Origin of the sequence: Erwinia sp. JH02 (genome assembly GCF_013074405.1) — a bacterium.
Classification (GTDB): Bacteria; Pseudomonadota; Gammaproteobacteria; order Enterobacterales; family Enterobacteriaceae; genus Erwinia; species Erwinia rhapontici.
Genome location: NZ_JABANZ010000001.1, coordinates 36175 through 58141, shown reverse-complemented (window position 1 = coordinate 58141; position 21967 = coordinate 36175). Strand labels below are relative to the sequence as shown.

Sequence of the window (21967 nt, the reverse complement as noted above, 5' to 3'; positions counted from 1 at the left end):
AAGGCGCTGGGGTCTGGTACTTGCAAACACCACGTCTGAGAACGGCGTGCTGCGCGGCAAAATCGGCACGTTACCGCCAGGCGGCAACGGATTTAGGCAACGTGAAGCGGTGCGCCGAGCGACATCACGCTTTTCATCGCGGCAACCACATCACCATCAACGCAGGTGCGGGTAAATTCGTCATTTTCAGCATCCGAACACATAGACACACCGGCTTTACGGTAACGCATCGATGAGGCAATACGTTGGCTGGCGGAGCTGTGCAACTCAAGCAGGCCAGCATCGATAAACTTTTGCACATTGCTCAGGCGCACACCCGCACCGGCCATCACTTTTACGCCCTTCGCCATGCGGGTAAGCTCCCTCAAGAGGGGTAAGCCGCTTTCTGCACTCTGCTGCTGTCCGGAAGTGAGGATGCGCGACACGCCTAAATCAGTCAGTTGCTTAAGTGCCATGACCGGGCTGTGGCACAAATCGAAGGCACGATGAAAGGTCACCTCCATACCCTGACACAGCTGCATGACGTGCTGCATGCGCGGCAGATCAATATGCCCGTCCACATCCAGCAACCCGATCACCAGCCCCGGAAAGCCCTGTTCCCGGATAAACGCAATATCTGACTTCATCTGCTCAAATTCGATATCGCTGTAACAAAAATCTCCCCCTCTGGGGCGCACAATCGGATGGACCGGGATCGCAACGCGACGACGAGCTGACATCAATGTCCCCGCCGATGGTGTTAATCCCCCTTCCGTTGGCGCAGCACATAACTCCACGCGATCGGCTCCCGCTCGTTCCGCCGTCACGGCACATTCCACTCCGTAGCAGCATATTTCCAGTTTTCGCATCCCATCCTCCGGTTATCACTGCTGTCTGGTTGTTTATTTTCATGCCGATGATTAGTCTGATCGACATTACTGGTATTTATCTTAACGGGAATCATCAGCATGGCATTCAATTTTGACCAACGGATAGACCGCCGTCACAGCGATAGCCTGAAATGGCAAAAATATGGTGATCGGGATATCCTTCCGTTGTGGATCGCAGACACGGATTTTCGCGTAGCTGATTGTATTACTGAAGCATTACAGACTCGTATCTCACACGGCATCTTCGGCTATGGTGTCCCGCCGCAGGCCTTTATTGAGGTCGTCATTGAGCGCATGAACACACGTTTTGGCTGGAAAATTCAACCCGAGTGGCTGGTCTTTCTACCGGGCGTCGTTACCGGGCTGAATCTGTGCGTACGCGCGTTTACCGAGCCACATCAGGGCACCATTGCGCCCATACCAATTTATCCCCCTTTCCGCCTGGCAGCAAAGCTGGCCGGACGCGCGCAGGTCAGCGCCCCGTTACAGCTTCAGAATCAGCGCTGGGTGCTGGATCTGGATGCTCTGGAACCTGAGCTTAAGGGCAACGAAAAACTGCTGCTGTTGTGTAACCCGCAGAACCCGGGCGGTACCGTTTATCGCCGTGAGGAACTGGAGGCACAACTGCGCTTTGCCCAGCGACATGACCTGATAGTGTGTTCTGATGAAATTCACTGCGACCTGCTGCTGGAGCCGGGCGCTGAACATATCCCGTTTGCCAGCCTGAGTGAAGATGCCGCCCAGCGCTCCATTACCCTGCTGTCTCCGTCGAAAAGCTTCAACATTGCTGGCCTCGGTGCGTCTGTGGCCATCATTCCTGACCGCGAACTGCGTGACCGTTTTAATCGGGAACGTAAAGGGATGGTGCCGGATGTCGATGTTCTGTCCTATGTCGCCGCGACGGCCGCCTGGCAGGACGGGCAACCGTGGCTGGATGCGCAGGTGGAGTACCTGCGCAGCAACCGTGACGCACTGACACAGCACGTGAATGCGCTACCGGGACTGAGCATGGTGGCACCAGAGGGCAGCTATCTGGGCTGGATTGATGCCAGCAAACTGAAAGTCGCCAGCCCGGCCCTGTTCTTTGAAAAACATGGGCTGGGCTTTTCACCGGGGCGTGACTTCGGTGACGATAAGTTTATCCGTTTCAACTTCGGCTGCCAGCGTGCGATGTTAGACGAAGCCTTGCGCCGCATGACGCTGGCGCTGGCTATCGGCCGCTAGATTTAACGGTCCACTTCACTGGCGACGATCTCTTTCAAGCTCCACGGATGGAACTTGATGGTCACCTGCCCGTCAGTTACCGCCAGCGTTGGGTTAGGCAGGCGTTCGCCGTCACCCTTTGGTGCACTGGTTTTAATCGAAATTCCCTGCTGTGTCAGGCCTTCGTCACCCATCAACGCCAGAGCACGTGCGCCGAGCGTCTCTTCGTCGCCGCGCAGAACCACTTCGACATGTTCCCAGCCTTCATGGCGATAAAGCCGCTGCCCTGGCCAGGGGAGTTCCACCACGCCGATCTTCCACGGGCCCACGTCCAGCGGTATAGCCAGCTCAAACAGGGCGACGGGACGTCCGGCAATCTCTTTTTCCGAAAACAGCGAACCGCAACGCAGAAACCCCTGTTTCCACCGCGCTGCGGTGGTGTTCTGGTGACATCTGACCGCAATGTGATCAACCTCAAGAACATCAAGATCAAGGCTTAATCGCTCAGCCAATTGGTAAAGGGATTGTAAAAAACGCGGTAAATCATTAGCTAAATCGCTTAATTCTTCTGCATTGTTTATGGATAACATCTCAAAACCCTTCATTTACAGTAATTTCACTTATCATTTTCACTTAAAGCATATGATTTTACAGACCAGATAATGGAATAGAAACTTAGCATTTCATCGGAATTATTCATATAAATTGCCCGCTTAGAAAACATTTCATCCAGCATCTGGTGGTTCAGTACCAGTGATTTTTTTAGAAAATGGCCTTTAACTTTATGTTTTAGTTTAGTTAAATTTATACAATGCGACAATTCCTAAATCATCAGGGGTGCATTGTAGGCTATTCTGCTTTCTTATAGATTTATCCCGACCATCAACACAAGGAAAAGCTTAATGCTTATGTTATTACTTGTCGCCGTGCTGATCGCGATGATGGGATTGGCGATTGTACGCCACTGGAAGGTACGGAACGGAAAAACGACGGTGGCAAGTCCCCACCGCCCGCAACGTCGCCGCTAATCTGACTTTCCGTGGAAGACAGCCTCACAGCACTGTTTTCCCGCGCGCAAAACACAAGTTATCCAGGGGCTCAGGTTCCTGGATAACTTGTTCCTAAATGCAGTATACTTTTCCCCTTCTTTTTTAGGCGCTGCCACCCTGGGTGAATGTCCCCCTGAATGCGGCGGCGTCGAGACCATGGCCTGCACCTCTGCGTGTGGGTTTAAAAAAATTAAGGTAACTCGGTGAATATTCAGGCCCTTCTCTCAGAAAAAGTCAGTCAGGCGATGATCGCAGTGGGAGCACCCGCAGATTGCGAGCCTCAGGTGCGTCAGTCGGCAAAAGTGCAGTTTGGTGATTATCAGGCCAACGGCATGATGGCCGTGGCCAAAACCCTGGGTATGCCGCCACGACAACTGGCCGAAAAAGTGCTGGAGCAGCTGGATCTCACGGGGATTGCCAAAAAAGTTGAGATCGCCGGGCCGGGCTTTATCAATATCTTCCTGGCACCTGAATGGCTGTCTGCACAGATCGACAGCGTGCTGGCCGCCCCGAAACTGGGTGTGGCCGCTGTGGAGCCGCAGACCGTGGTAGTTGACTACTCTGCACCGAACGTGGCGAAAGAGATGCACGTGGGTCACGTGCGCTCCACCATCATCGGGGATGCGGCAGTGCGTACGCTGGAGTTCCTCGGCCATAACGTTATCCGTGCCAACCACGTTGGCGACTGGGGCACCCAGTTCGGTATGTTGATTGCGTTCCTTGAGAAACAGCAGAACGAGAATCACGAAGAGATCGCGCTGGCAGACCTGGAAGTCTTCTACCGTGAAGCCAAACGTACCTACGATGAAGACCCGGCCTTTGCCGAGCGCGCACGCGGTTATGTCGTTAAGCTGCAGGGCGGCGATGAATACTGCCGCAAGATGTGGAAGCGACTGGTCGACATCACCATGGCACAGAATCAGCTGATTTATGACCGTATGAACGTCACCCTGACGCGCGACGATGTGATGGGTGAAAGCCTGTATAACGATATGCTGCCGGGCATCGTTGCTGACCTGAAAGCCAAAGGTCTGGCGGTAGAGAGCGAAGGCGCCACCGTTGTGTTCCTTGATGAGTATAAAAACAAGGAAGGCGAACCGATGGGCGTGATCATCCAGAAAAAGGATGGCGGCTACCTTTACACCACAACGGATATTGCCTGCGCGAAATATCGCTACGAGACGCTGAAAGCGGACCGTGTGCTGTATTACATCGATTCACGTCAGCATCAGCACCTGATGCAGGCCTGGACTATCGTGCGCAAAGCGGGCTATGTACCGGCGTCCCTGCCACTGGAACACCACATGTTCGGCATGATGCTGGGTAAAGACGGTAAGCCGTTTAAAACCCGTGCTGGTGGCACCATCAAGCTGTCCGACCTGCTGGATGAAGCCATTGAACGCGCAACGGCGCTGGTTGCCGGTAAAAACCCGGATATGCCTGCCGATGAGCTGAAAGCACTGGCCAACATCGTCGGTATCGGTGCCGTCAAATACGCCGACCTGTCGAAAAGCCGCACCACCGACTACATCTTCGACTGGGACAACATGCTGGCGTTTGAAGGTAACACCGCACCGTATATGCAGTATGCCTACACGCGTGTGCTGTCCGTCTTCCGCAAAGCAGGCATCGATGAGCACGGCATCAGCGGCGCGACCGCGATCGCTGAAGATCGTGAAGCCGCGCTGGCAGTACGCCTGTTGCAGTTTGAAGAAACCATTACTCAGGTTGCGCGCGACGGGATGCCACACGTGATGTGTGCGTATCTTTACGATCTGGCGGGTCTGTTCTCAGGCTTCTACGAACACTGCCCTATCCTGACCGCCGACGATGACGCAACAAAACAGAGCCGTCTGCGTCTGGCGCTGTTAACGGCGAAAACTCTGAAGCAGGGGCTGGATACGCTGGGGATTGAAACCGTAGAGCGGATGTAAGTCTTTTCGGGCGAGGCGTGCCTCGCCCCTACGTAAACTGGTGAACCTTTCGGGCGAGGCGTGCCACGCCCCTACGGGGATCGGTGGAGCCTGGCCCCGACATAAATCCTCGTAGGGGTCGGGCATGCCCGACCCTTCTGCTCTGATGATTACTGGTAATTCACCATCACTTCATTACTCAGCACATGCAGCACCGGAAACACCCGCCCTTTACCTTCTACCTGATAAATAAAGCGTAATGTCTCTCCGGCGGCCACATTGGTCAGGCCCTGAGTACTGCCGCTGCCCCCTTCCACAGGCACGCAACGACTTTCTGAACACAGACGAACCTGCAGCCCGGCGGGTGCGGGAGCCGTCAGCGTATAGCGCCATATTACCGTACTCATGACGCCGGTCACCGGTTCTGATGGCGTGAGCGGGCGTGATGACGCCTGCACTCCACGATTAGAGAGTGACGGACCTGTGGCGCTGGCATGCCAGCCGCCCTCAGCCGCCATCGACAGGCCGGGCAACGTCAGCAGCAACCACAGCATCACTTTCATCAATGGCCACCAATCGTTGACGTCATACGAATATTGCGGTTGTCCGTCAGTTCCATATTGGAAATCACCATCAGCTGCGGCAGCGAACGACGCAGGAAGCGCGCCAGCAGTGCACGCAGCGGATGGTTCACCAGCAGCACCGGCGGTGCACCCAACCCTTCCTGATGCTGCAATGCCGTCTGCGCCTGCGCCAGCAGACGGTCAGCCAGACCCGGCTCCAGACCGCCACCGCCCTGCAAGGCCTGCAACAGCAGACGTTCCAGCGTGGTATCCAGCCCGATAACCTGCACTTCGCCATTGCCCGGGAACCATTGCTGCGTAATGGCACGGCCTAACGCCACACGGACCACTGAGGTCAGCTCCTGCGGATCGGTCTGCACCGCCGCATGCTCCGCCAGCGTCTCAATAATCGTCCGCATATCGCGGATAGAGACACGTTCAGCCAGCAGGTTCTGCAACACTTTATGCAGGGTGGTCAAGGTAATCACGCCAGGGATCAGATCTTCAGTGAGCTTCGGCATCTCCTGGGTCACGCGATCCAGCAACTGCTGCGCTTCCTGGCGACCGAACAACTCACTGGCGTACTGACCAATCAGATGGTTAAGGTGGGTGGCCACCACGGTACTGGCTTCCACCACGGTGAAGCCCTGAATCTGCGCCTGCTCTTTCAGCGCACTGTCAATCCAGATCGCTTCCAGCCCGAAGGCCGGGTCAACGGTCACTTCACCCGGCAGCGAACCCGCTGCCGTCCCCGGGTTGATCGCCATCCAGCGGCCCGGATAAGCATCACCACTGCCGATCTCTACCCCTTTCATCAGAATACGGTAGCGTGCCGGGGTCAGATCCATGTTGTCACGAATATGAACCACCGGTGGCAGGAAGCCCATTTCCTGGGCGAATTTCTTACGGATACTGCGGATGCGGCCGAGCAACTCGCCATCCTGTGCACTGTCCACCATTGGGATCAGGCGATAGCCCACTTCCATCCCCAGCGAATCTTCCAGCTGCACATCACCCCAGGTGGCTTCGACGCTGGCCGCACTTTCCGGCTGTTTGGTCATGGACATCTGCGGGGCCGCAGCGCTTTTCGGCTTCATCTCTTTACCGCGTATCCACCAGGCCAGGCCTAGCAGCGCAGCAGTAAACAGCAGGAACACCAGATTGGGCATGCCCGGTACCAGTCCCAGCAGGCCGAGAACACCGGCACTCAGCATCATCACGCGCGGATTATTAAACAGCTGGCTGACCATCTGCTCGCCGACGTCCTGATCGGTGCCGACGCGGGTGACGATAACACCCGCCGCGGTGGAGATCACCAACGCGGGGATCTGAGCAACCAGACCGTCACCGATGGTCAGCAGCGTATAGGTTTCGGCTGCATGACCGGCATCCATACCGTGCTGGAGAATCCCCACCAGCAGGCCGCCGATCACGTTGATAATCATGATCATGATACCGGCGACGGCATCACCACGAACAAACTTACTGGCACCGTCCATTGACCCGTAGAAGTCGGCTTCCTGGGTCACATCAGAACGGCGTTTTTTCGCTTCCTCTTCACCAATCAGCCCGGCATTCAGGTCGGCATCGATCGCCATCTGTTTACCCGGCATCCCGTCGAGGACAAAGCGCGCCCCCACTTCCGCAATACGCCCGGCACCCTTGGTGATAACCATAAAGTTGATAATCACGAGGATGACAAACACCACGATACCGATGGCGAAGTTACCGCCAACGAGGAAGTGGCCAAAAGCTTCAACAACCTGACCCGCAGCAGCCGCACCGGTATGGCCGTCCATCAAAATAACACGCGTCGAGGCCACGTTCAGAGCCAGACGTAGTAATGTGGAGAACAGCAGAATGGTCGGGAAGGCGGCGAAATCCAGCGTGCGCTGGGTAAACATCGCCACCAACAGCACCATAATCGACAGGGCAATGTTAAAGGTAAACAACAGATCGAGGATAAACGGTGGTAACGGCAGCACCATCATCGACAGGATCAGCAAGATCAGTATCGGTCCGGCAAGGACTTTCCACTGTGTATCTTTCATGTTGCCCGGTAAGCGCAGTTTAGCGGCCAGATTAGCCATTAGATTTTTGTTCTCCAGCAAAGTCCAGCGCGTCCGGCACTGGCAATTTAACAGGTCTCTTCGGGATCAGCCCCCCTTCCACTTTCCAGCGGCGGAGTTGCCAGACCCAGGCCAGCACTTCAGCAACCGCTGCGTACAATGTCCCGGGAATATGCTGACCAATTTCACTGTGGCGATAGAGCGCACGTGCCAGCGGTGGCGCTTCTAAAATCGGGATACGGTGCTCTTTCCCCATTTCACGAATACGCAGGGCAATCTCCCCTGCGCCTTTTGCCAGCACTTTCGGTGCACTCATTTTTTTCTCGTCGTACTGCAACGCGACCGCATAGTGGGTCGGGTTGGTCACAATCACGTCAGCCTTCGGAACATCAGACATCATGCGGCGGCGTGCGGCAGCGCGCATTTGCTGGCGGATGCGCCCTTTAACATGCGGGTCACCCTCCTGCTGCTTATGTTCGTCGGTAATATCCTGACGCGACATGCGTAAATTTTTAAAATAGCTGAAGAGCTGGAAGAAGACGTCAAAGCCCACCATCGGCGACAACCCCAACACAATGAGGATGCTGCACATGGCAATCATATTCAGCGAGCCCGCCAGGGCTGTCACGGGTGATTCGCTGATCAAATGCAGCATCTCAGCCCAGTGGTTATGGATATATATCCAGGCGACCACGCCAACCAGCACCGCTTTCAGCACGGCTTTCAACAGTTCAGCGGCTGACTGGGCAGAAATCATCTTTCCCAACCCTTTAATCGGGTTCATTTTGCCGACGTCAAACTTGATGGCTTTCCCGCTGATGACCAGGCCACCCAGCAACATCGGTGCCGCAATCGCCATCACCACCAGACCAAACATCATCGGCAGAATAGCCATCACCGCCTGCATCAGCAGATCGCTGATCTGACGCAGCATCTGACTGGTATCACTGACCACGGAATGATTGAAGACCAGCCCATCCGCGACCAGTGCACCCAGCTTGCGTCCCATCCATTCACCACCCGCCCATAAAATACTCAGGCCAGTCACCAGCATCAAAATAGACGTCAGTTCGCGCGAACGCGGGATTTGCCCTTCTTCTCGTGCTTTTTCAAGTCGATGGGCCGTGGGGGACTCTGTTTTTTCCTCATCGCTATCCTGAGACACGGTAGCAAACCTTCAATACGGAATGACTGAGGGTAGAATGCCAAATTCGCGCAGGGGTAATGCCACGAGTAAACGTGTAAATAGGGGGTTATTTACGGAATGGAGAAAAGACAGTGCCCGCACAGGATGGCGGGACACCGTTTTAAAGCAGGGGCAGAAAGGCTCTGCCCCTGTTATCAGAAGCCGAGGCTGTCCAACAGATCGTCAACCTGATCCTGGCTTGCCACCACATTGGGGGCCGCCGCATTAATCTGCGGGCCGTTCAACAGGCTGTCAGCATCTTTCTTCACACGCATGCTCTGGTCTGGAATGTTTTCCATGAGGACCGACAACAGCTGTCGCTCAATTTCCTGGATCACATCCATCATACGTTTAATCACCTGCCCGGTCAGGTCCTGGAAATCCTGAGCCATCATGATTTCCATCAGCTGAGCATTGGTGAAGCCAGTATGTTCCGGTACCGCGTCGAGATAACCACGCGTATCCGAAACCAGAGAGCGGGCATCTGACAGTTCGATAGGATTCTCGAACCATTCGTCCCAGCGAACTTTCAACGCCTTCGCCCCATTCTCCATCACTGTCTGACGAGGCTGTGCAGCCTCGACGCAGTTTAAGGCACGTTCTGCCGCCTGGCCGGTCATTTGAATCACATAATCAAGGCGATCGCGGGCATCTGGGATCGCCTCTGCCGCTTCTGCGATGGCCTGATCAAGACCTAACTCACGCAGACTGTCGCGCAGCATGCGCGTCAGTGAACCAATTTTAGAGATAATGTCCTGCGCTGAAGCTGCATCAACATTTGGTTTCGGAATAGCGTTCATCTCAGCTCCTTACATACCCAGTTTTTCGAAGATCTTACCTAACTTCTCTTCCAGGGTAGCCGCTGTGAATGGTTTAACCACATAGCCGCTGGCACCCGCCTGCGCAGCCGCAATAATGTTCTCTTTCTTGGCTTCTGCCGTCACCATCAGTACGGGTAACTTACTCAGCGCACCGTCTGCACGGATGGTTTGCAACAGTTGCAAACCATCCATATTCGGCATGTTCCAGTCAGACACCACGAAGTCGAAACCGCCTGCACGCAGCTTGTTCAGCGCGTCCACACCATCCTCTGCTTCTTCAACGTTGTTGAAACCCAACTCTTTCAGCAGGTTACGGACGATACGACGCATTGTGTTGAAGTCGTCGACCACCAGAAACCGCATATTTTTATCTACCATACTTACTCCCGTAATGTGTAGCCCGCGAGGACCGCGTTAGATACGCAACGCCTGTCCGGCGCTAATTTTTGCCAGCATGTGCTGGCTGATTTGGTGAAGATCCACCACCTCACTGGCTCCCCCGAGGGCAATAGCCTCTCGTGGCATGCCAAATACGACACAGCTCGCTTCGTTCTGGGCAATGGTCCAGGCACCGGCTTTATTCATCGCCAGCAGTCCGGCAGCACCATCGTTACCCATGCCGGTCAGGATAACGCCGACGGCGTTACGACCGGCAAACTGCGCCACTGAGTTAAACAACACATCGACCGACGGTTTGTGACGATTAACCGGCGGTCCATCATTCAGTTTGACCTGATAGTTCGCGCCGCTGCGCGTCAGTTCCATATGCATCGCTCCCGGTGCGATGTAAGCATGTCCGGGCAGGATGCGCTCACCGTCTTCCGCTTCTTTCACCGTAATCTGGCACAGCTTGTTCAGACGTTCGGCAAACGATTTGGTGAATCCCGGTGGCATATGCTGCGTAATCAACAGCGCCGGGCTGGTCGCCGGCAACGGTTGCAGCACATGTCGAATCGCTTCGGTTCCGCCGGTAGAGGCACCAATGGCAATCAGTTTTTCACTGCTCAGCAACGGTCCGGCTTTCAGCATCACCGGGGCCGGCTGTGGCCCACGCGTATGCAGACGAGCACGGGAAGCGGCGCGTACCTTGTCAGCAATCATCTGACTGTAGGCCAGCATCCCTTCGCGAATACCCAACGAGGGTTTAGTCACAAAGTCGACAGCCCCCAGTTCCAGCGCCCGTAGCGTAATTTCAGAGCCTTTCCCGGTCAGTGAGGAAACCATCACCACCGGCATCGGGCGCAGACGCATCAGCTTTTCCAGAAAATCGAGGCCATCCATGCGCGGCATCTCGACATCCAGCGTCAACACATCCGGGTTAAACTGTTTAATTAAATCCCGCGCGACCAATGGGTCCGGCGCCGAGGCCACCATCTCCATATCGGAATGACTGTTGATAATTTCGGTCATCAACTGGCGCATTAACGCTGAATCATCAACGCATAAAACTCTGATTTTACTCATTATCTTTCCTTAGTCAGTCCATAGACCGTCTGGCCACGCAGATAAAATTCTTTGCTAATCTGGCTGAAGTTTTCTGAGTGACCGGCAAACAGTAAGCCGCCAGGTTTCAGTAACGGAACAAAGCGTCGTAAAATCTTCTCCTGCGTTTCTTTATCGAAGTAGATCATCACGTTACGGCAAAAAATCACATCAAACTGTCCCGGTAACGCCCAGTCGTTGGCCAGCAGATTAAGCTGGGCAAAGGTGACCATATTGGCCAGCTCCGGGCGCGCACGCACCATGCCCTCATGAGGACCGGTGCCACGCAGGAAATAGCGTTGCAGCTGCTGAGGCGAAAGCGTACGCAGCTCTTCCTGGCGGTACACACCCGCCAGCGCTTTTTCCAGCACCTGCGTATCAATGTCGCTGGCGTGGATCTGGAATTTACCCGGACCGGTACCCAGCGTTTCGGCCAGCGTCATGGCGATTGAGTAAGGCTCTTCCCCTGTCGAGGCGGCCGCACACCATACGCTGTAATTGCCAGTACGGCGTTTCGCATGCTCTGCCAGGATCGGAAAGTGATGCGCCTCGCGGAAAAAGGCGGTCAGGTTAGTGGTCAGGGCATTCACAAACGCCTGCCATTCAGCGCTGTTAGGATCATTTTCCAGCAACGCCATATAACGACCAAAATCATCGATATTCAGCGTGCGCAGCCTGCGGACCAGGCGGTTATAAACCATTTCCCGCTTATGATCGGCGAGCACTATGCCAGCTCGCTGATAAATCAGCTGACTGATACGCTTAAAATGCGTATCGGATAACGGCAAGCGCTGTACCATCTGCGACAGCAGCGTTGCGTTTTCCGGTGGAGCTAACAACGTCGATTTCTTCATGTAGCCATCCTGCAAAGCGCGGATAAAGATATTAATAGGGTGTCTCGTTCCCGCCAGCCTGAAGGCCTGAGGATCGCTCTTTACTCTGTACGCTCATCCAGCGCGAAACGGCTGACTGCCGCCGTCAGATATTCTGCCTGTGATTCCAGTGCGCCTGTTGCCGCTGCGCCCTCTTCGACCAGCGCGGCGTTCTGCTGGGTCACCTGGTCCATCTGGCTGACAGCCAGTGCAACCTGTTCAATACCGCGTCGCTGCTCATCGCTGGCGGCGGCGATTTCGCCCATAATCCCGTTGACCCGGTTCACCGACTGGACAATCTCATCCATCGTTTCCCCGGCGGAGGCCACCTGCTTCGCCCCCTGATCGACCCGGCTTACCGACTCTTCAATCAAGGACTTAATCTCTTTTGCAGCCTGTGCACTGCGTTGAGCCAGGTTACGCACTTCCCCCGCTACCACGGCAAAACCACGTCCCTGTTCCCCGGCTCGGGCGGCTTCTACCGCGGCGTTCAGGGCCAGGATGTTAGTCTGGAAAGCGATGCCATCAATCACGCTGGTGATATCAGCGATTTTCTTCGAACTGCCCGCAATCGCGTTCATCGTCGTGACTACATTGCCCGTCAGCGAACCGCCTTTATGGGCGGTGCCTGAGGCTTCACGGGCAAGATCTGACGCCTGACGCGCGTTATCGGCGTTAGCCGAGACCGTCGCCGTCAGCTGTTCCATACTGGCCGCCGTCTGCGCCAGCGATGCCGCCTGCTGTTCAGTGCGGGCTGACAGGTCATCGTTTCCGGCCGCAATTTCTTGAATGCCGGTCTGCATAGCACGACTACCATCGCGTACATCACGCACGGTGGACGCCAGCGCCTGCTGCATATGCTGGAGGCTGGTAAAGAGCTGGCCCAGCTCATTGCTACCGCCGGTCTCCACTTTTCCGTTCAGATCGCCTGAAGCGATACGTTCAAAATGGCTACGCATGCGGGCCAGGGGGGCAATCAGTCCCTGCTTCGCCCACCACAGTCCGGCCAGCGTCACCAGCAGTGACAGCGCGACCGCGACCACGAAAATCACCTTCGACTGTGAGTAGAAGCCTTTACTGGCGTCCCCTGCATGGTCACGCAACGCATCAATATGTTTCATCCAGAGGCTGTACTGCACCTGGAATTTATCCTGTTTACCCTGAGTGGGTGAATCGAGAAACGCCTGCAATTGATTGTTTTGCAGGTAAGCGATCAACTGCGCCAGCTCGCTGTAATAAACGTCATAGGTGGCAACGATCTCTTTTTCTAACGCCTGCCCTTCCGGTGTCACGGCGGGGATGGCTTTGAATGTTTTAAACGCTTTGTCGGCCAGATCGAGGTCGCTTTGCGCTTTGGTCATCAGGCTGACGACCTGTTCGCGGGGCAGATTAAGTGCTGCACGCGTTCCTGCACGGCTTAATGTCACCCGGGCACTGAGCAGTGCCGCCCAGCTTTCACCCAGCGCATCACGCTGGTCACCGCTAATCTCGACCTGATGAATGTTGTTTGCATCCAGACGAAACGAGTTGAAGGACAACCCACTGGCAATAATCTGCATCAGGCAAAAAAGTCCGAGCAGAGCGATAATCGTGCCAGAAATACGTAAACGACTTAACATTGCACACTCCCCGGGAAGGTCACCTGATACAGGCAACAAAAAAATCTTTTTATCGGGCCGCCCGTTTAACGGGCTGGCCCTTTATCACATCACTTCATGTAAACGGCTTAAAAGGTTTCCCAGTTATCGTCTGAGTTGCCCGGCGGCAGCGCTTTACGCGCGGCTGGCGGCGGTGTCAGCAGAGGAGAAACCTTGCCCCTGTTGTTATTAACGGCCGCGATGACATTTTCTTTACGGATTCGGAACACAGCAACGGCCTGAGTCAGACGACTTGCCTGATCTTCGAGCGATGCAGCGGCAGAAGCAGACTGTTCTACCAGTGCAGCGTTCTGCTGGGTGACACGGTCCATTTCGTTCACGGCGGTGCCCACCTGGTCAATACCACGGCTCTGCTCGTCGCTCGCGGAGGCGATCTCCCCCATGATATCGGTCACGCGGGTCACCGCGCTGACGATGTCATTCATGGTTTCCCCGGCGCTTTCTACCAGCACAGAGCCGGTATCCACACGGGCGACAGAGTCCTCAATCAACCCTTTAATTTCTTTCGCTGCCTGCGCACTGCGCTGGGCCAGGTTACGCACTTCACCCGCTACCACGGCAAAACCACGCCCCTGTTCACCGGCGCGTGCGGCTTCCACTGCGGCGTTCAGTGCCAGGATATTGGTCTGGAAGGCAATACCGTCAATCACGCTGATAATGTCGGCAATCTTCTTCGAACTGCCGGCGATGTCGTTCATGGTTTTCACCACACCATCCACCACCTTGCCGCCCTTCTGCGCGGTTTCTGACGCGCTGAGCGCCAGTTGCGATGCCTGACGGGCATTCTCGGCGTTCTGTTTCACCGTTGACGTTAACTGCTCCATACTGGCCGCGGTTTCCTGCAACGCGGAGGCCTGCTCTTCGGTACGCGAGGAGAGATCATTATTCCCCGCCGCGATTTCGCTGGCCCCGGTGTAGATAGCATCTGAGCCATCACGCACAACGCTCACGGTCTTGATCAGTTCCTGCTGCATATGCTGGAGGCTGATCGCCAGTTGTGCCATTTCATTACGCCCTTCCACATCGATTTGCTGCGTCAGATCGCCGCTGGCAATATGACGAATATGGTCGATGCTGGATTTCAGCGGACGTAACAGGATCTGATGAATACCTGTCCAGACGGTCGCGATGATCACCACAGAGATGAGCAAAATCGCCAGCAACACCCAGATAGCGCGCTGATAGGCACTCTCATTCTGTGCCGAACCCGCTGCGAGCATTGAGTCGGTATGGGCTAACCAGACGTCATAGGCTTTTTCGAAACCGTTCTGGAAACCGGTGGTGGGCTGGTCAACGAAACCTTTAAAGTCTCCGCTGGTCAGCATCTGGATCAGCTCGACTAACGCGCCGTGCAGGATCTTGTAGTTCTCGTTCACACCTTGCACATGCGGCAGGTTGAGCACATCCGGTGGCAGCTCTTTGTTATATTCACTGAACTGCTGTTCTGCGGTTGCCAGCTGCGTTTTTGCCAGCGCGACGAGGTCAGTGACGGTGGAACCGCTGCCCTGCCCTTTATCGTCCAGCAAATAGCGCGTTGCTGCGCGATTGAGTGTATTACGTGTTTGTACCAGCGCTATCCATGCAGAGGTGAGATTGGCCTGTTCCCGGCGAATCTGTTGTGTCAGGCTGAAGTTTTCTTTATCCCCTTTCAGAGACTGGAAAAATAAGCCACCAGAAATCAACTGCAATGAACCAAAAATGACCAGGACCAACACCAGGCTGGTCACGACTTTCATACGCTTAAACATACCTTTCCCCAATTGGATAGCTACTGCTGAGAGATTTATCGGCAATTACACGGGGATCTTTATCAGCGAATGCAGATAAACGGGGAAAGAAGCGGGCGGGTCATGACCCGCCCCTACAAAATGTACGGGTCGGGCATGCCCGACCCGTATTAACAACGGTCATCAATCGGGTATGCCCGACCTGCTGTTCAGGTTGATCAGATTATCAGAAGGTTTCCCAGTGACTGTCGCCGGAAGAAGGCGCGGTCAGCTTAGGCTGTTTTGCTGTAGCGGTCAGCGCTGGCCGTTTCAGCACCACGGAGGGTGCACTGCTCTGACGGCTGATGCGGAACACCGCCACCGCCTGCGTCAGACGGCTTGCCTGATCCTCCAGTGACGCAGCCGCCGATGCAGACTGTTCCACCAGCGCCGCGTTCTGCTGGGTAACGCGGTCCATTTCGTTCACGGCGGTGCCGACCTGGTCAATGCCCCGGCTCTGCTCGTCGCTCGCGGAGGCGATTTCACCCATGATATCGGTCACGCGGGTCACCGCGCTGACGATGTCATTCATGGTTTCCCCGGCGCTTTCTACCAGCACAGAGCCGGTATCCACACGGGACACCGAGTCCTCAATCAGCCCTTTAATTTCTTTCGCTGCCTGCGCACTGCGCTGCGCCAGGTTACGCACTTCCCCGGCCACCACGGCAAAACCACGCCCCTGTTCACCAGCACGCGCCGCTTCCACTGCCGCATTCAGTGCCAGGATATTGGTCTGGAAGGCAATACCGTCAATCACGCTGATAATGTCGGCAATCTTCTTCGAACTGCCGGCGATATCATTCATGGTTTTCACCACGCCATCCACCACTTTGCCACCCTTCTGCGCGGTTTCTGACGCGCTGAGTGCCAGCTGAGAGGCCTGACGGGCGTTTTCGGCGTTCTGTTTCACCGTTGACGTTAACTGCTCCATACTGGCCGCGGTTTCCTGCAATGCCGAAGCCTGCTGCTCAGTACGGGATGAGAGGTCGTTGTTACCGGCAGCGATTTCGCTGGCCCCAGTGTAGATGGCATCCGATCCGTCGCGCACCACGCTGACGGTTTTGACCAGCTCGTCCTGCATATGTTGCAGGCTGGAAGCCAGCTGCGCCATTTCGTTACGCCCTTCCACCGCGATCGGACGTGTCAAATCACCACTGGCGATACGACGAATATGGTCAATGCTGGTCTGTAGCGGACGCAACAAAATATGGCGGATACCGGTCCAGACGCTGAAAATGATCAGCAGGGAGAGGATCAGCACACTGCCGAGGACCCACACCGCCTGACCGTATGCGCGCAGATTTTCATCTGCCCCGGCTGCCGCCTGTGCATCATTTTTCGTCAGCCACGTGTTATAGGCATGAGCGAATCCGTCCTGATAACCCTGGGTTGGCTGGTCGAAGAATTCGTTAATTTTTCCGGCATTCATCAACTGGATGAGTTCGCTCAGTGCGTCATGCAAAATCTGATAATTCTGCTGAATGGCCTGCACGTTCTCGGCGGTTTTCCCTTCTTCTGACAGGCGGGAGTTCCACAGCGCATAGTTCTGTTCAGCAAGGGTTAACTGCCCCTGCGCATCGGCCAGCAGCTGTTTAACGCCATCGCTGATGCCTTCACGGTTAGCATCCAGCGTGTAACGGATACCCGAACGATTGAGGGTGTTACGCGCCTGAATCAGCGCGATCCAGGACTGGTTGAGGGCAGACTGTTGCAGACGAAGCTGTTGGGAGACGGCGAAGTTATCCTTATCGCCTTTGAGAGCCTGGAAGAACAAACCGCCAGTGATTAACTGCAATGAACCAAAAAACACCAGAACCAGAATCAGGCTGGTGACGACCTTCATACGCTTAAACATAATGTTCCTTATTAGCCAGTTGACGCTGCTGTTATCGGCAGGGGCATTCAGATCTTTATGTTGCAAAGACATCAGAAAACCAGTCAGTCATATGGCTGTCGAGTTAATCATCACGATGAAACGTTTTATTATCGTTGCGGAGATAAACTATTAACATGTTTGGCGATTTGCATGACGGGCGCTGCAAAAAGAGGATCGCCCCCTGGGGAGGCTGAAATGGGTAAGGTCAGGAGGTATTGTCATGAGGGGGAGTGGCCGACCCTCTGTTTCGGTCGGCCAGCACGGGGCAATCGAAAAATCACCCCGGTAAAATCAGAACGTTTCCCAGTTTGAATCAGACACGGGTGCGGCTACGGCAGGTGCCTTGCGCGCTGGAGTGCCCTTCAATGCCGGTCGCTTCAACGGTGCCGGTGCCACACTGCCCTGACGGGCAATACGGAACACGGCAACAGCCTGCGTCAGACGGCTGGCCTGATCTTCCAATGAGGCCGCCGCCGAAGCAGACTCTTCCACCAGTGCGGCGTTCTGCTGCGTCACACGATCCATCTCTGTCACTGCCGTGCCGACCTGATCAATACCGCGACTCTGTTCATCACTGGCTGAGGCAATCTCACCCATAATGTCAGTCACACGGCTCACTGCATTGACGATATCCGTCATGGTTTCCCCGGCGGTACCCACCAGCGCAGAGCCGCTGTCCACCCGAGAAACAGAATCTTCAATCAGCCCTTTAATTTCTTTCGCTGCCTGCGCACTGCGCTGGGCCAGATTACGCACTTCTCCTGCCACCACGGCAAAACCACGGCCCTGTTCACCGGCACGTGCCGCTTCCACTGCCGCGTTCAGTGCAAGGATATTGGTCTGGAAGGCAATACCGTCAATCACGCTGATAATGTCGGCAATCTTCTTCGAACTGCCGGCGATGTCATTCATGGTTTTCACCACGCCGTCCACCACTTTACCGCCCTTCTGCGCGGTTTCTGATGCGCTGAGCGCCAGCTGAGAGGCCTGACGGGCGTTCTCGGCATTCTGTTTCACGGTCGCCGTCAACTGCTCCATGCTGGCCGCCGTTTCCTGCAACGCGGAGGCCTGCTGCTCAGTGCGCGATGACAGGTCATTGTTTCCGGCAGCGATTTCGCTGGCACCGGTGTAAATAGCATCAGAACCGTCACGCACCACGCTGACCGTTTTCACCAGCGACTGCTGCATATCATGCAGACTGGACGCCAGCTGGGCCATCTCATTGCGCCCTTCTGACACAATTTTCTGCGTCAGATCGCCCGATGCGATACTGCGGATGTGGGCAATCGTCGCCTGCAACGGACGAATCAAAATATTACGCAGACCAAACCAGCACAGCACTATCAGTGCGATCACCAGCGCCATCACGGCGCCGATGGTCCACAGCATATGCTCATAGGCTTCCTGGTTCTGCACGGCACCCTGTGCGCTCAGCTGGTTCTGCACCTTACGCCATTCGGTATATACCGCCTGCATGGCAATCTGCTTCTTTTCAATGTTCTGTTTGAACATCGCATCCAGCTGTTTGTTTTCCATCTGCTGCGTCATCGCGACAAGCGCAGTGACGTAATCGCTGTAGCGCTGCTTAAGACGTTCGGTCAGATCAACATCCACACCTGGTGTTGCGGGCGTCGCCAGGAAGGCATCATAAGATTGTTGTGCGGTAACCAGCTGCTGTTTTGCCTGCGCACTGAGCGTAGACAGAGAGGCGCTGCTGCCGCTGTTCGCCGCTTCACTCTGAATGCGCAACATCCCGCGGTTCAGGGTGATACGTGTCTGGTTTAGCGTGACCCACGCATCGGTAAATAATGAGACGTTATCATTCGCCGTTTGAGAAACCGCAAAACTATTTTTGTCGTGTGTGAGCGCGTTGATAAACAAGCCGCCCGCCGCCAGTTGTAAAAATCCGAAGATAAATAGCACCAGAATCAGGCTGGTGACGACTTTAATACGCGTGAACATAAGTGAACCCTTGGTGAAATAAATGGAATAACAGTGGATGTATCGGTTACCAGGCGGGGATCTTTATGTTGCTGGGAGTTTAGTAACTAAAAGAGGCGAATCACCGATTCGCCTCTTTTTATAACACGCGGAAAAACACGCTATTACGCGCTACGCAGCGTATCCATCAGCGCCATCTCTTCACTGCTTAACAGCTTCTCGATGTCGACCAGAATCAGCATACGCTCACCCAGTGCACCCAGACCTGTCAGATACTCTGTCGACATGGTGACCGCGAATTCCGGGGAAGGACGAATTTGGTCCTGCGTCAGAGACAGCACGTCAGACACGCCGTCAACGACGATACCCACCACGCGCTGTTCCAGATTCAGAACGATCACCACGGTATTGTCGTTGTACTCGACATCGGGCTGCGCGAACTTGATGCGCAGATCGATAATCGGAACAATAACGCCACGCAGGTTAGTCACACCTTTAATAAACGCCGGGGTGTTGGCGATACGCGTCACCTGGTCGTACCCACGGATTTCCTGAACTTTCAGGATATCAATTCCGTACTCTTCGTCACCCAGCGTAAACACCAGGAACTCCTGACCCACGGTTTCGCCGGCGAGTTTAGTGACAGTGGCCATTCCAGTCATAATTCTACCCTTAATCAGTTATTGTCAGGCTGCGGCTCCCGCCACACGCTTTTCACGGTTCAGAGACTGCAGTGCTGAGACATCGACGATCAGCGCTACACTGCCATCGCCAAGGATGGTGGCAGCAGAGATGCCCGGCACTTTGCGATAGTTGCTTTCCAGGTTTTTCACTACCACCTGGTGCTGACCAATCAGTTGATCAACCAGCAGCGCGTAACGTTTTCCGGCGCTTTGCAGGATGACAACAATCCCCTGCGTGGCTTCGGTTTTGGCCCCCTGGACCTCAAAGACGTTCCACAGCTCAACCAGTGGCAGGTACTCGCCACGCACTTCCAGCACGCGTTCGCCGCCTGCCAGTGCTTTCAGGTCGTCTGCCAGCGGTTGCAGTGATTCCATGACCGCATTCAGCGGCAGGATAAACACTTCGTTCGCCACGCGCACTGACATCCCATCGAGGATAGCCAGCGTCAGTGGCAGCAGGATACGGATTGTGGTGCCCTTGCCCTGTTTAGACGAAATTTCAACGTGTCCACCCATTTCCTGGATATTACGTTTCACCACGTCCATACCAACGCCACGGCCGGAAACATCCGTCACCTGCTCAGCGGTTGAGAAGCCTGGGGCGAAGATCAGCATGCCGACTTCTTCGTCGCTCATGGATTCGCTGACCGGCAGGCCAGAAGACAAGGCTTTCGCCAGAATACGTTCACGGTTGAGACCGGCACCATCATCGGTGACTTCGATGCAGATGTTGCCGCCCTGATGTTCCGCAGACAGCGTCAGGTTACCGATCGCATGTTTGCCTACCGCCTGGCGTTTGTCAGGGGTTTCGATACCGTGGTCAAGGCTGTTACGCACCAGGTGCGTTAACGGGTCAATGATACGTTCGATCAGGCTCTTATCCAGTTCGGTCGAGCTGCCCATCAGGGTCAGTTCAACTTCTTTACCCAGCTTACTGGCCAGGTCACGCACCAGGCGTGGGAAGCGGCTGAAGACGTATTCCATCGGCATCATACGAATCGACATCACCGACTCTTGCAAGTCACGGGCGTTACGTTCCAACTGCCCCATGCTGTTGAGCAGGTCGCCGTGGTTAACCGGGTCAAGTTCACCGGAGCGCTGGGCCAGCATTGACTGGGTAATCACCAGTTCGCCAACCAGGTTGATCAACTGATCGACCTTCTCTACCGCCACACGGATACTGGTGGATTCGTTAACTTTTGGATTAGCGACTTTTTTCGCCGGCTCACGCTTCAACTGCACAATGTCGCTGACACTGGCCAGTTCAGGCTCTGCAGCGACGTCAGCTTCAGCATCCGCCACGGCCTCAACCACAGGCGCTTCCGTCATGGCGCTGGCAATATCCACCACATCAGCCTGCGGGAAGTGGATCTGCGACTCGTCGATAACGAAGCACAACACGGCAACGATATCGTCTTTACCAACAGAGGAGTCGAGTGTGGCTTCCAGTGAATCATCACCTTTTACCGCATCGGAAACCGTGCCCAGGTTACCCAGCTCTTCCAGCATCAGATCGGCTTCGTTGGTTTTCAACCCGGTCAGTTTAATGCGCAGACCGCTGGCCACTACGGAAGGCGTACCGCCCGCTGCAACAGGTGCGATGTCGGTGACCGGTGCTTCGCCTTTGGCTTCCAGCGCGAGCTGACGTAAGGCCTGACAAATGTATGCAAACGTCGCGGCGTCGGGTTCCGAGGCGGTTTTATACGCATCTAGCTGTTCCTGCATAATATCTTTGGTTTCCAAAAACAGGTTGATGATATCGGTACTGAGCTGCATTTCGCCGCGGCGCGCACCGTCGAGAATATTTTCCAGAATATGCGTGGTTTCCTGTAAAACAGTGAAACCAAAAGTACCCGCCCCGCCTTTAATCGAATGGGCAGCCCGGAAGATAGCATTAAGCTGTTCCGAATCTGGTTCCTGCGGGTCAAGACCCAACAGGTGTTGTTCCATGTCCGCCAACAATTCGTCGGCTTCATCAAAGAACGTCTGGTAAAAGTCGCTGATATCCATGCTCAC

17 protein-coding genes are annotated in these 21967 nt (G+C 55.2%); 2 read left to right on the top strand and 15 right to left on the bottom strand.

Annotated features, from left to right (window positions below):
- Positions 1-92: 92 nt before the first annotated feature.
- Positions 93-848, bottom strand: a complete 756-nt coding sequence (gene cutC / locus HHI26_RS00235) for a copper homeostasis protein CutC (RefSeq protein WP_133841772.1) — start codon at positions 846-848, stop codon at positions 93-95.
- Between the two features lie 99 nt (positions 849-947).
- Between cutC and HHI26_RS00230 the strand changes: the two genes are divergently transcribed.
- Positions 948-2093 carry a PatB family C-S lyase gene (locus tag HHI26_RS00230; protein ID WP_133841771.1) on the top strand — a complete coding sequence of 382 codons (1146 nt, stop codon included), beginning with the start codon at positions 948-950 and terminating at the stop codon, positions 2091-2093.
- Positions 2094-2095: 2 nt separating this feature from the next.
- Here the strand turns inward: HHI26_RS00230 and HHI26_RS00225 are convergent, their stop codons facing one another.
- Entirely contained in the window at positions 2096-2662 is a 567-nt protein-coding gene (locus tag HHI26_RS00225) for a VOC family protein (RefSeq protein WP_171148388.1), read from the bottom strand.
- Between the two features lie 662 nt (positions 2663-3324).
- Between HHI26_RS00225 and argS the strand changes: the two genes are divergently transcribed.
- Entirely contained in the window at positions 3325-5055 is a 1731-nt protein-coding gene (gene argS, locus HHI26_RS00220; protein ID WP_133841769.1) for an arginine--tRNA ligase, read from the top strand.
- A 149-nt stretch (positions 5056-5204) separates the two neighbouring features.
- On the opposite strand, the gene HHI26_RS00215 is transcribed toward argS, so the two are convergent.
- The 13 genes from HHI26_RS00215 to cheA form a co-directional block, all read right to left on the bottom strand.
- A complete protein-coding gene (locus HHI26_RS00215) occupies positions 5205-5597 on the bottom strand; it encodes a flagellar protein FlhE (protein WP_133841768.1) in 393 nt (130 codons plus the stop codon).
- A complete protein-coding gene (gene flhA, locus HHI26_RS00210; protein WP_133841767.1) occupies positions 5597-7687 on the bottom strand; it encodes a flagellar biosynthesis protein FlhA in 2091 nt (696 codons plus the stop codon). Before flhA ends, HHI26_RS00215 begins: the two co-directional genes overlap by 1 nt.
- Positions 7680-8831 (bottom strand): flagellar biosynthesis protein FlhB, encoded by a 1152-nt coding sequence (gene flhB / locus HHI26_RS00205; RefSeq protein ID WP_171148387.1) that lies wholly within the window; start codon positions 8829-8831, stop codon positions 7680-7682. The genes flhA and flhB overlap by 8 nt, the downstream gene beginning before the upstream one ends.
- A gap of 176 nt (positions 8832-9007) precedes the next feature.
- On the bottom strand, positions 9008-9652 hold the full coding sequence (cheZ, locus tag HHI26_RS00200) for a protein phosphatase CheZ (protein ID WP_133841765.1): 645 nt from the start codon (positions 9650-9652) through the stop codon (positions 9008-9010).
- Positions 9653-9661: 9 nt separating this feature from the next.
- Positions 9662-10051, bottom strand: coding sequence for a chemotaxis response regulator CheY (gene cheY, locus HHI26_RS00195; protein ID WP_133841764.1), 390 nt, complete (start codon positions 10049-10051; stop codon positions 9662-9664).
- Positions 10052-10087: 36 nt separating this feature from the next.
- The gene (locus HHI26_RS00190; protein WP_062746328.1) at positions 10088-11137 is read right to left on the bottom strand and encodes a chemotaxis response regulator protein-glutamate methylesterase; all 1050 of its coding nucleotides are present in this window, start codon (positions 11135-11137) and stop codon (positions 10088-10090) included.
- A complete protein-coding gene (gene cheR, locus HHI26_RS00185) occupies positions 11137-12009 on the bottom strand; it encodes a protein-glutamate O-methyltransferase CheR (protein ID WP_133841763.1) in 873 nt (290 codons plus the stop codon). The genes HHI26_RS00190 and cheR overlap by 1 nt, the downstream gene beginning before the upstream one ends.
- Positions 12010-12089: 80 nt before the next feature.
- Positions 12090-13646 carry a methyl-accepting chemotaxis protein gene (locus HHI26_RS00180; RefSeq protein ID WP_159336487.1) on the bottom strand — a complete coding sequence of 519 codons (1557 nt, stop codon included), beginning with the start codon at positions 13644-13646 and terminating at the stop codon, positions 12090-12092.
- A 107-nt stretch (positions 13647-13753) separates the two neighbouring features.
- Positions 13754-15433 carry a methyl-accepting chemotaxis protein gene (locus tag HHI26_RS00175; RefSeq protein WP_133841761.1) on the bottom strand — a complete coding sequence of 560 codons (1680 nt, stop codon included), beginning with the start codon at positions 15431-15433 and terminating at the stop codon, positions 13754-13756.
- A gap of 205 nt (positions 15434-15638) precedes the next feature.
- Entirely contained in the window at positions 15639-17306 is a 1668-nt protein-coding gene (locus tag HHI26_RS00170; RefSeq protein ID WP_133842138.1) for a methyl-accepting chemotaxis protein, read from the bottom strand.
- A 312-nt stretch (positions 17307-17618) separates the two neighbouring features.
- A complete protein-coding gene (locus HHI26_RS00165; protein WP_171148386.1) occupies positions 17619-19289 on the bottom strand; it encodes a methyl-accepting chemotaxis protein in 1671 nt (556 codons plus the stop codon).
- A 143-nt stretch (positions 19290-19432) separates the two neighbouring features.
- A complete protein-coding gene (cheW, locus tag HHI26_RS00160) occupies positions 19433-19930 on the bottom strand; it encodes a chemotaxis protein CheW (RefSeq protein WP_133841759.1) in 498 nt (165 codons plus the stop codon).
- Positions 19931-19954: 24 nt separating this feature from the next.
- The gene (gene cheA, locus HHI26_RS00155; RefSeq protein ID WP_133842137.1) at positions 19955-21961 is read right to left on the bottom strand and encodes a chemotaxis protein CheA; all 2007 of its coding nucleotides are present in this window, start codon (positions 21959-21961) and stop codon (positions 19955-19957) included.
- Positions 21962-21967 lie beyond the last annotated feature (6 nt).

Bases quoted from the DNA above. Each gene is read 5' to 3' on its own strand.
- HHI26_RS00230 (WP_133841771.1), top strand. From the start codon at position 948: ATGGCATTCAATTTTGACCAACGGATAGACCGCCGTCACAGCGATAGC.
- cheA (WP_133842137.1), bottom strand. From the start codon at position 21,961: ATGGATATCAGCGACTTTTACCAGACGTTCTTTGATGAAGCCGACGAA.
- HHI26_RS00175 (WP_133841761.1), bottom strand. From the start codon at position 15,433: ATGTTTAAGCGTATGAAAGTCGTGACCAGCCTGGTGTTGGTCCTGGTC.
- cheR (WP_133841763.1), bottom strand. From the start codon at position 12,009: ATGAAGAAATCGACGTTGTTAGCTCCACCGGAAAACGCAACGCTGCTG.
- HHI26_RS00215 (WP_133841768.1), bottom strand. From the start codon at position 5,597: ATGAAAGTGATGCTGTGGTTGCTGCTGACGTTGCCCGGCCTGTCGATG.
- cheZ (WP_133841765.1), bottom strand. From the start codon at position 9,652: ATGAACGCTATTCCGAAACCAAATGTTGATGCAGCTTCAGCGCAGGAC.
- HHI26_RS00180 (WP_159336487.1), bottom strand. From the start codon at position 13,646: ATGTTAAGTCGTTTACGTATTTCTGGCACGATTATCGCTCTGCTCGGA.
- cheY (WP_133841764.1), bottom strand. From the start codon at position 10,051: ATGGTAGATAAAAATATGCGGTTTCTGGTGGTCGACGACTTCAACACA.
- flhA (WP_133841767.1), bottom strand. From the start codon at position 7,687: ATGGCTAATCTGGCCGCTAAACTGCGCTTACCGGGCAACATGAAAGAT.
- cheW (WP_133841759.1), bottom strand. From the start codon at position 19,930: ATGACTGGAATGGCCACTGTCACTAAACTCGCCGGCGAAACCGTGGGT.
- HHI26_RS00165 (WP_171148386.1), bottom strand. From the start codon at position 19,289: ATGTTCACGCGTATTAAAGTCGTCACCAGCCTGATTCTGGTGCTATTT.
- HHI26_RS00170 (WP_133842138.1), bottom strand. From the start codon at position 17,306: ATGTTTAAGCGTATGAAGGTCGTCACCAGCCTGATTCTGGTTCTGGTG.
- cutC (WP_133841772.1), bottom strand. From the start codon at position 848: ATGCGAAAACTGGAAATATGCTGCTACGGAGTGGAATGTGCCGTGACG.
- HHI26_RS00225 (WP_171148388.1), bottom strand. From the start codon at position 2,662: ATGTTATCCATAAACAATGCAGAAGAATTAAGCGATTTAGCTAATGAT.
- HHI26_RS00190 (WP_062746328.1), bottom strand. From the start codon at position 11,137: ATGAGTAAAATCAGAGTTTTATGCGTTGATGATTCAGCGTTAATGCGC.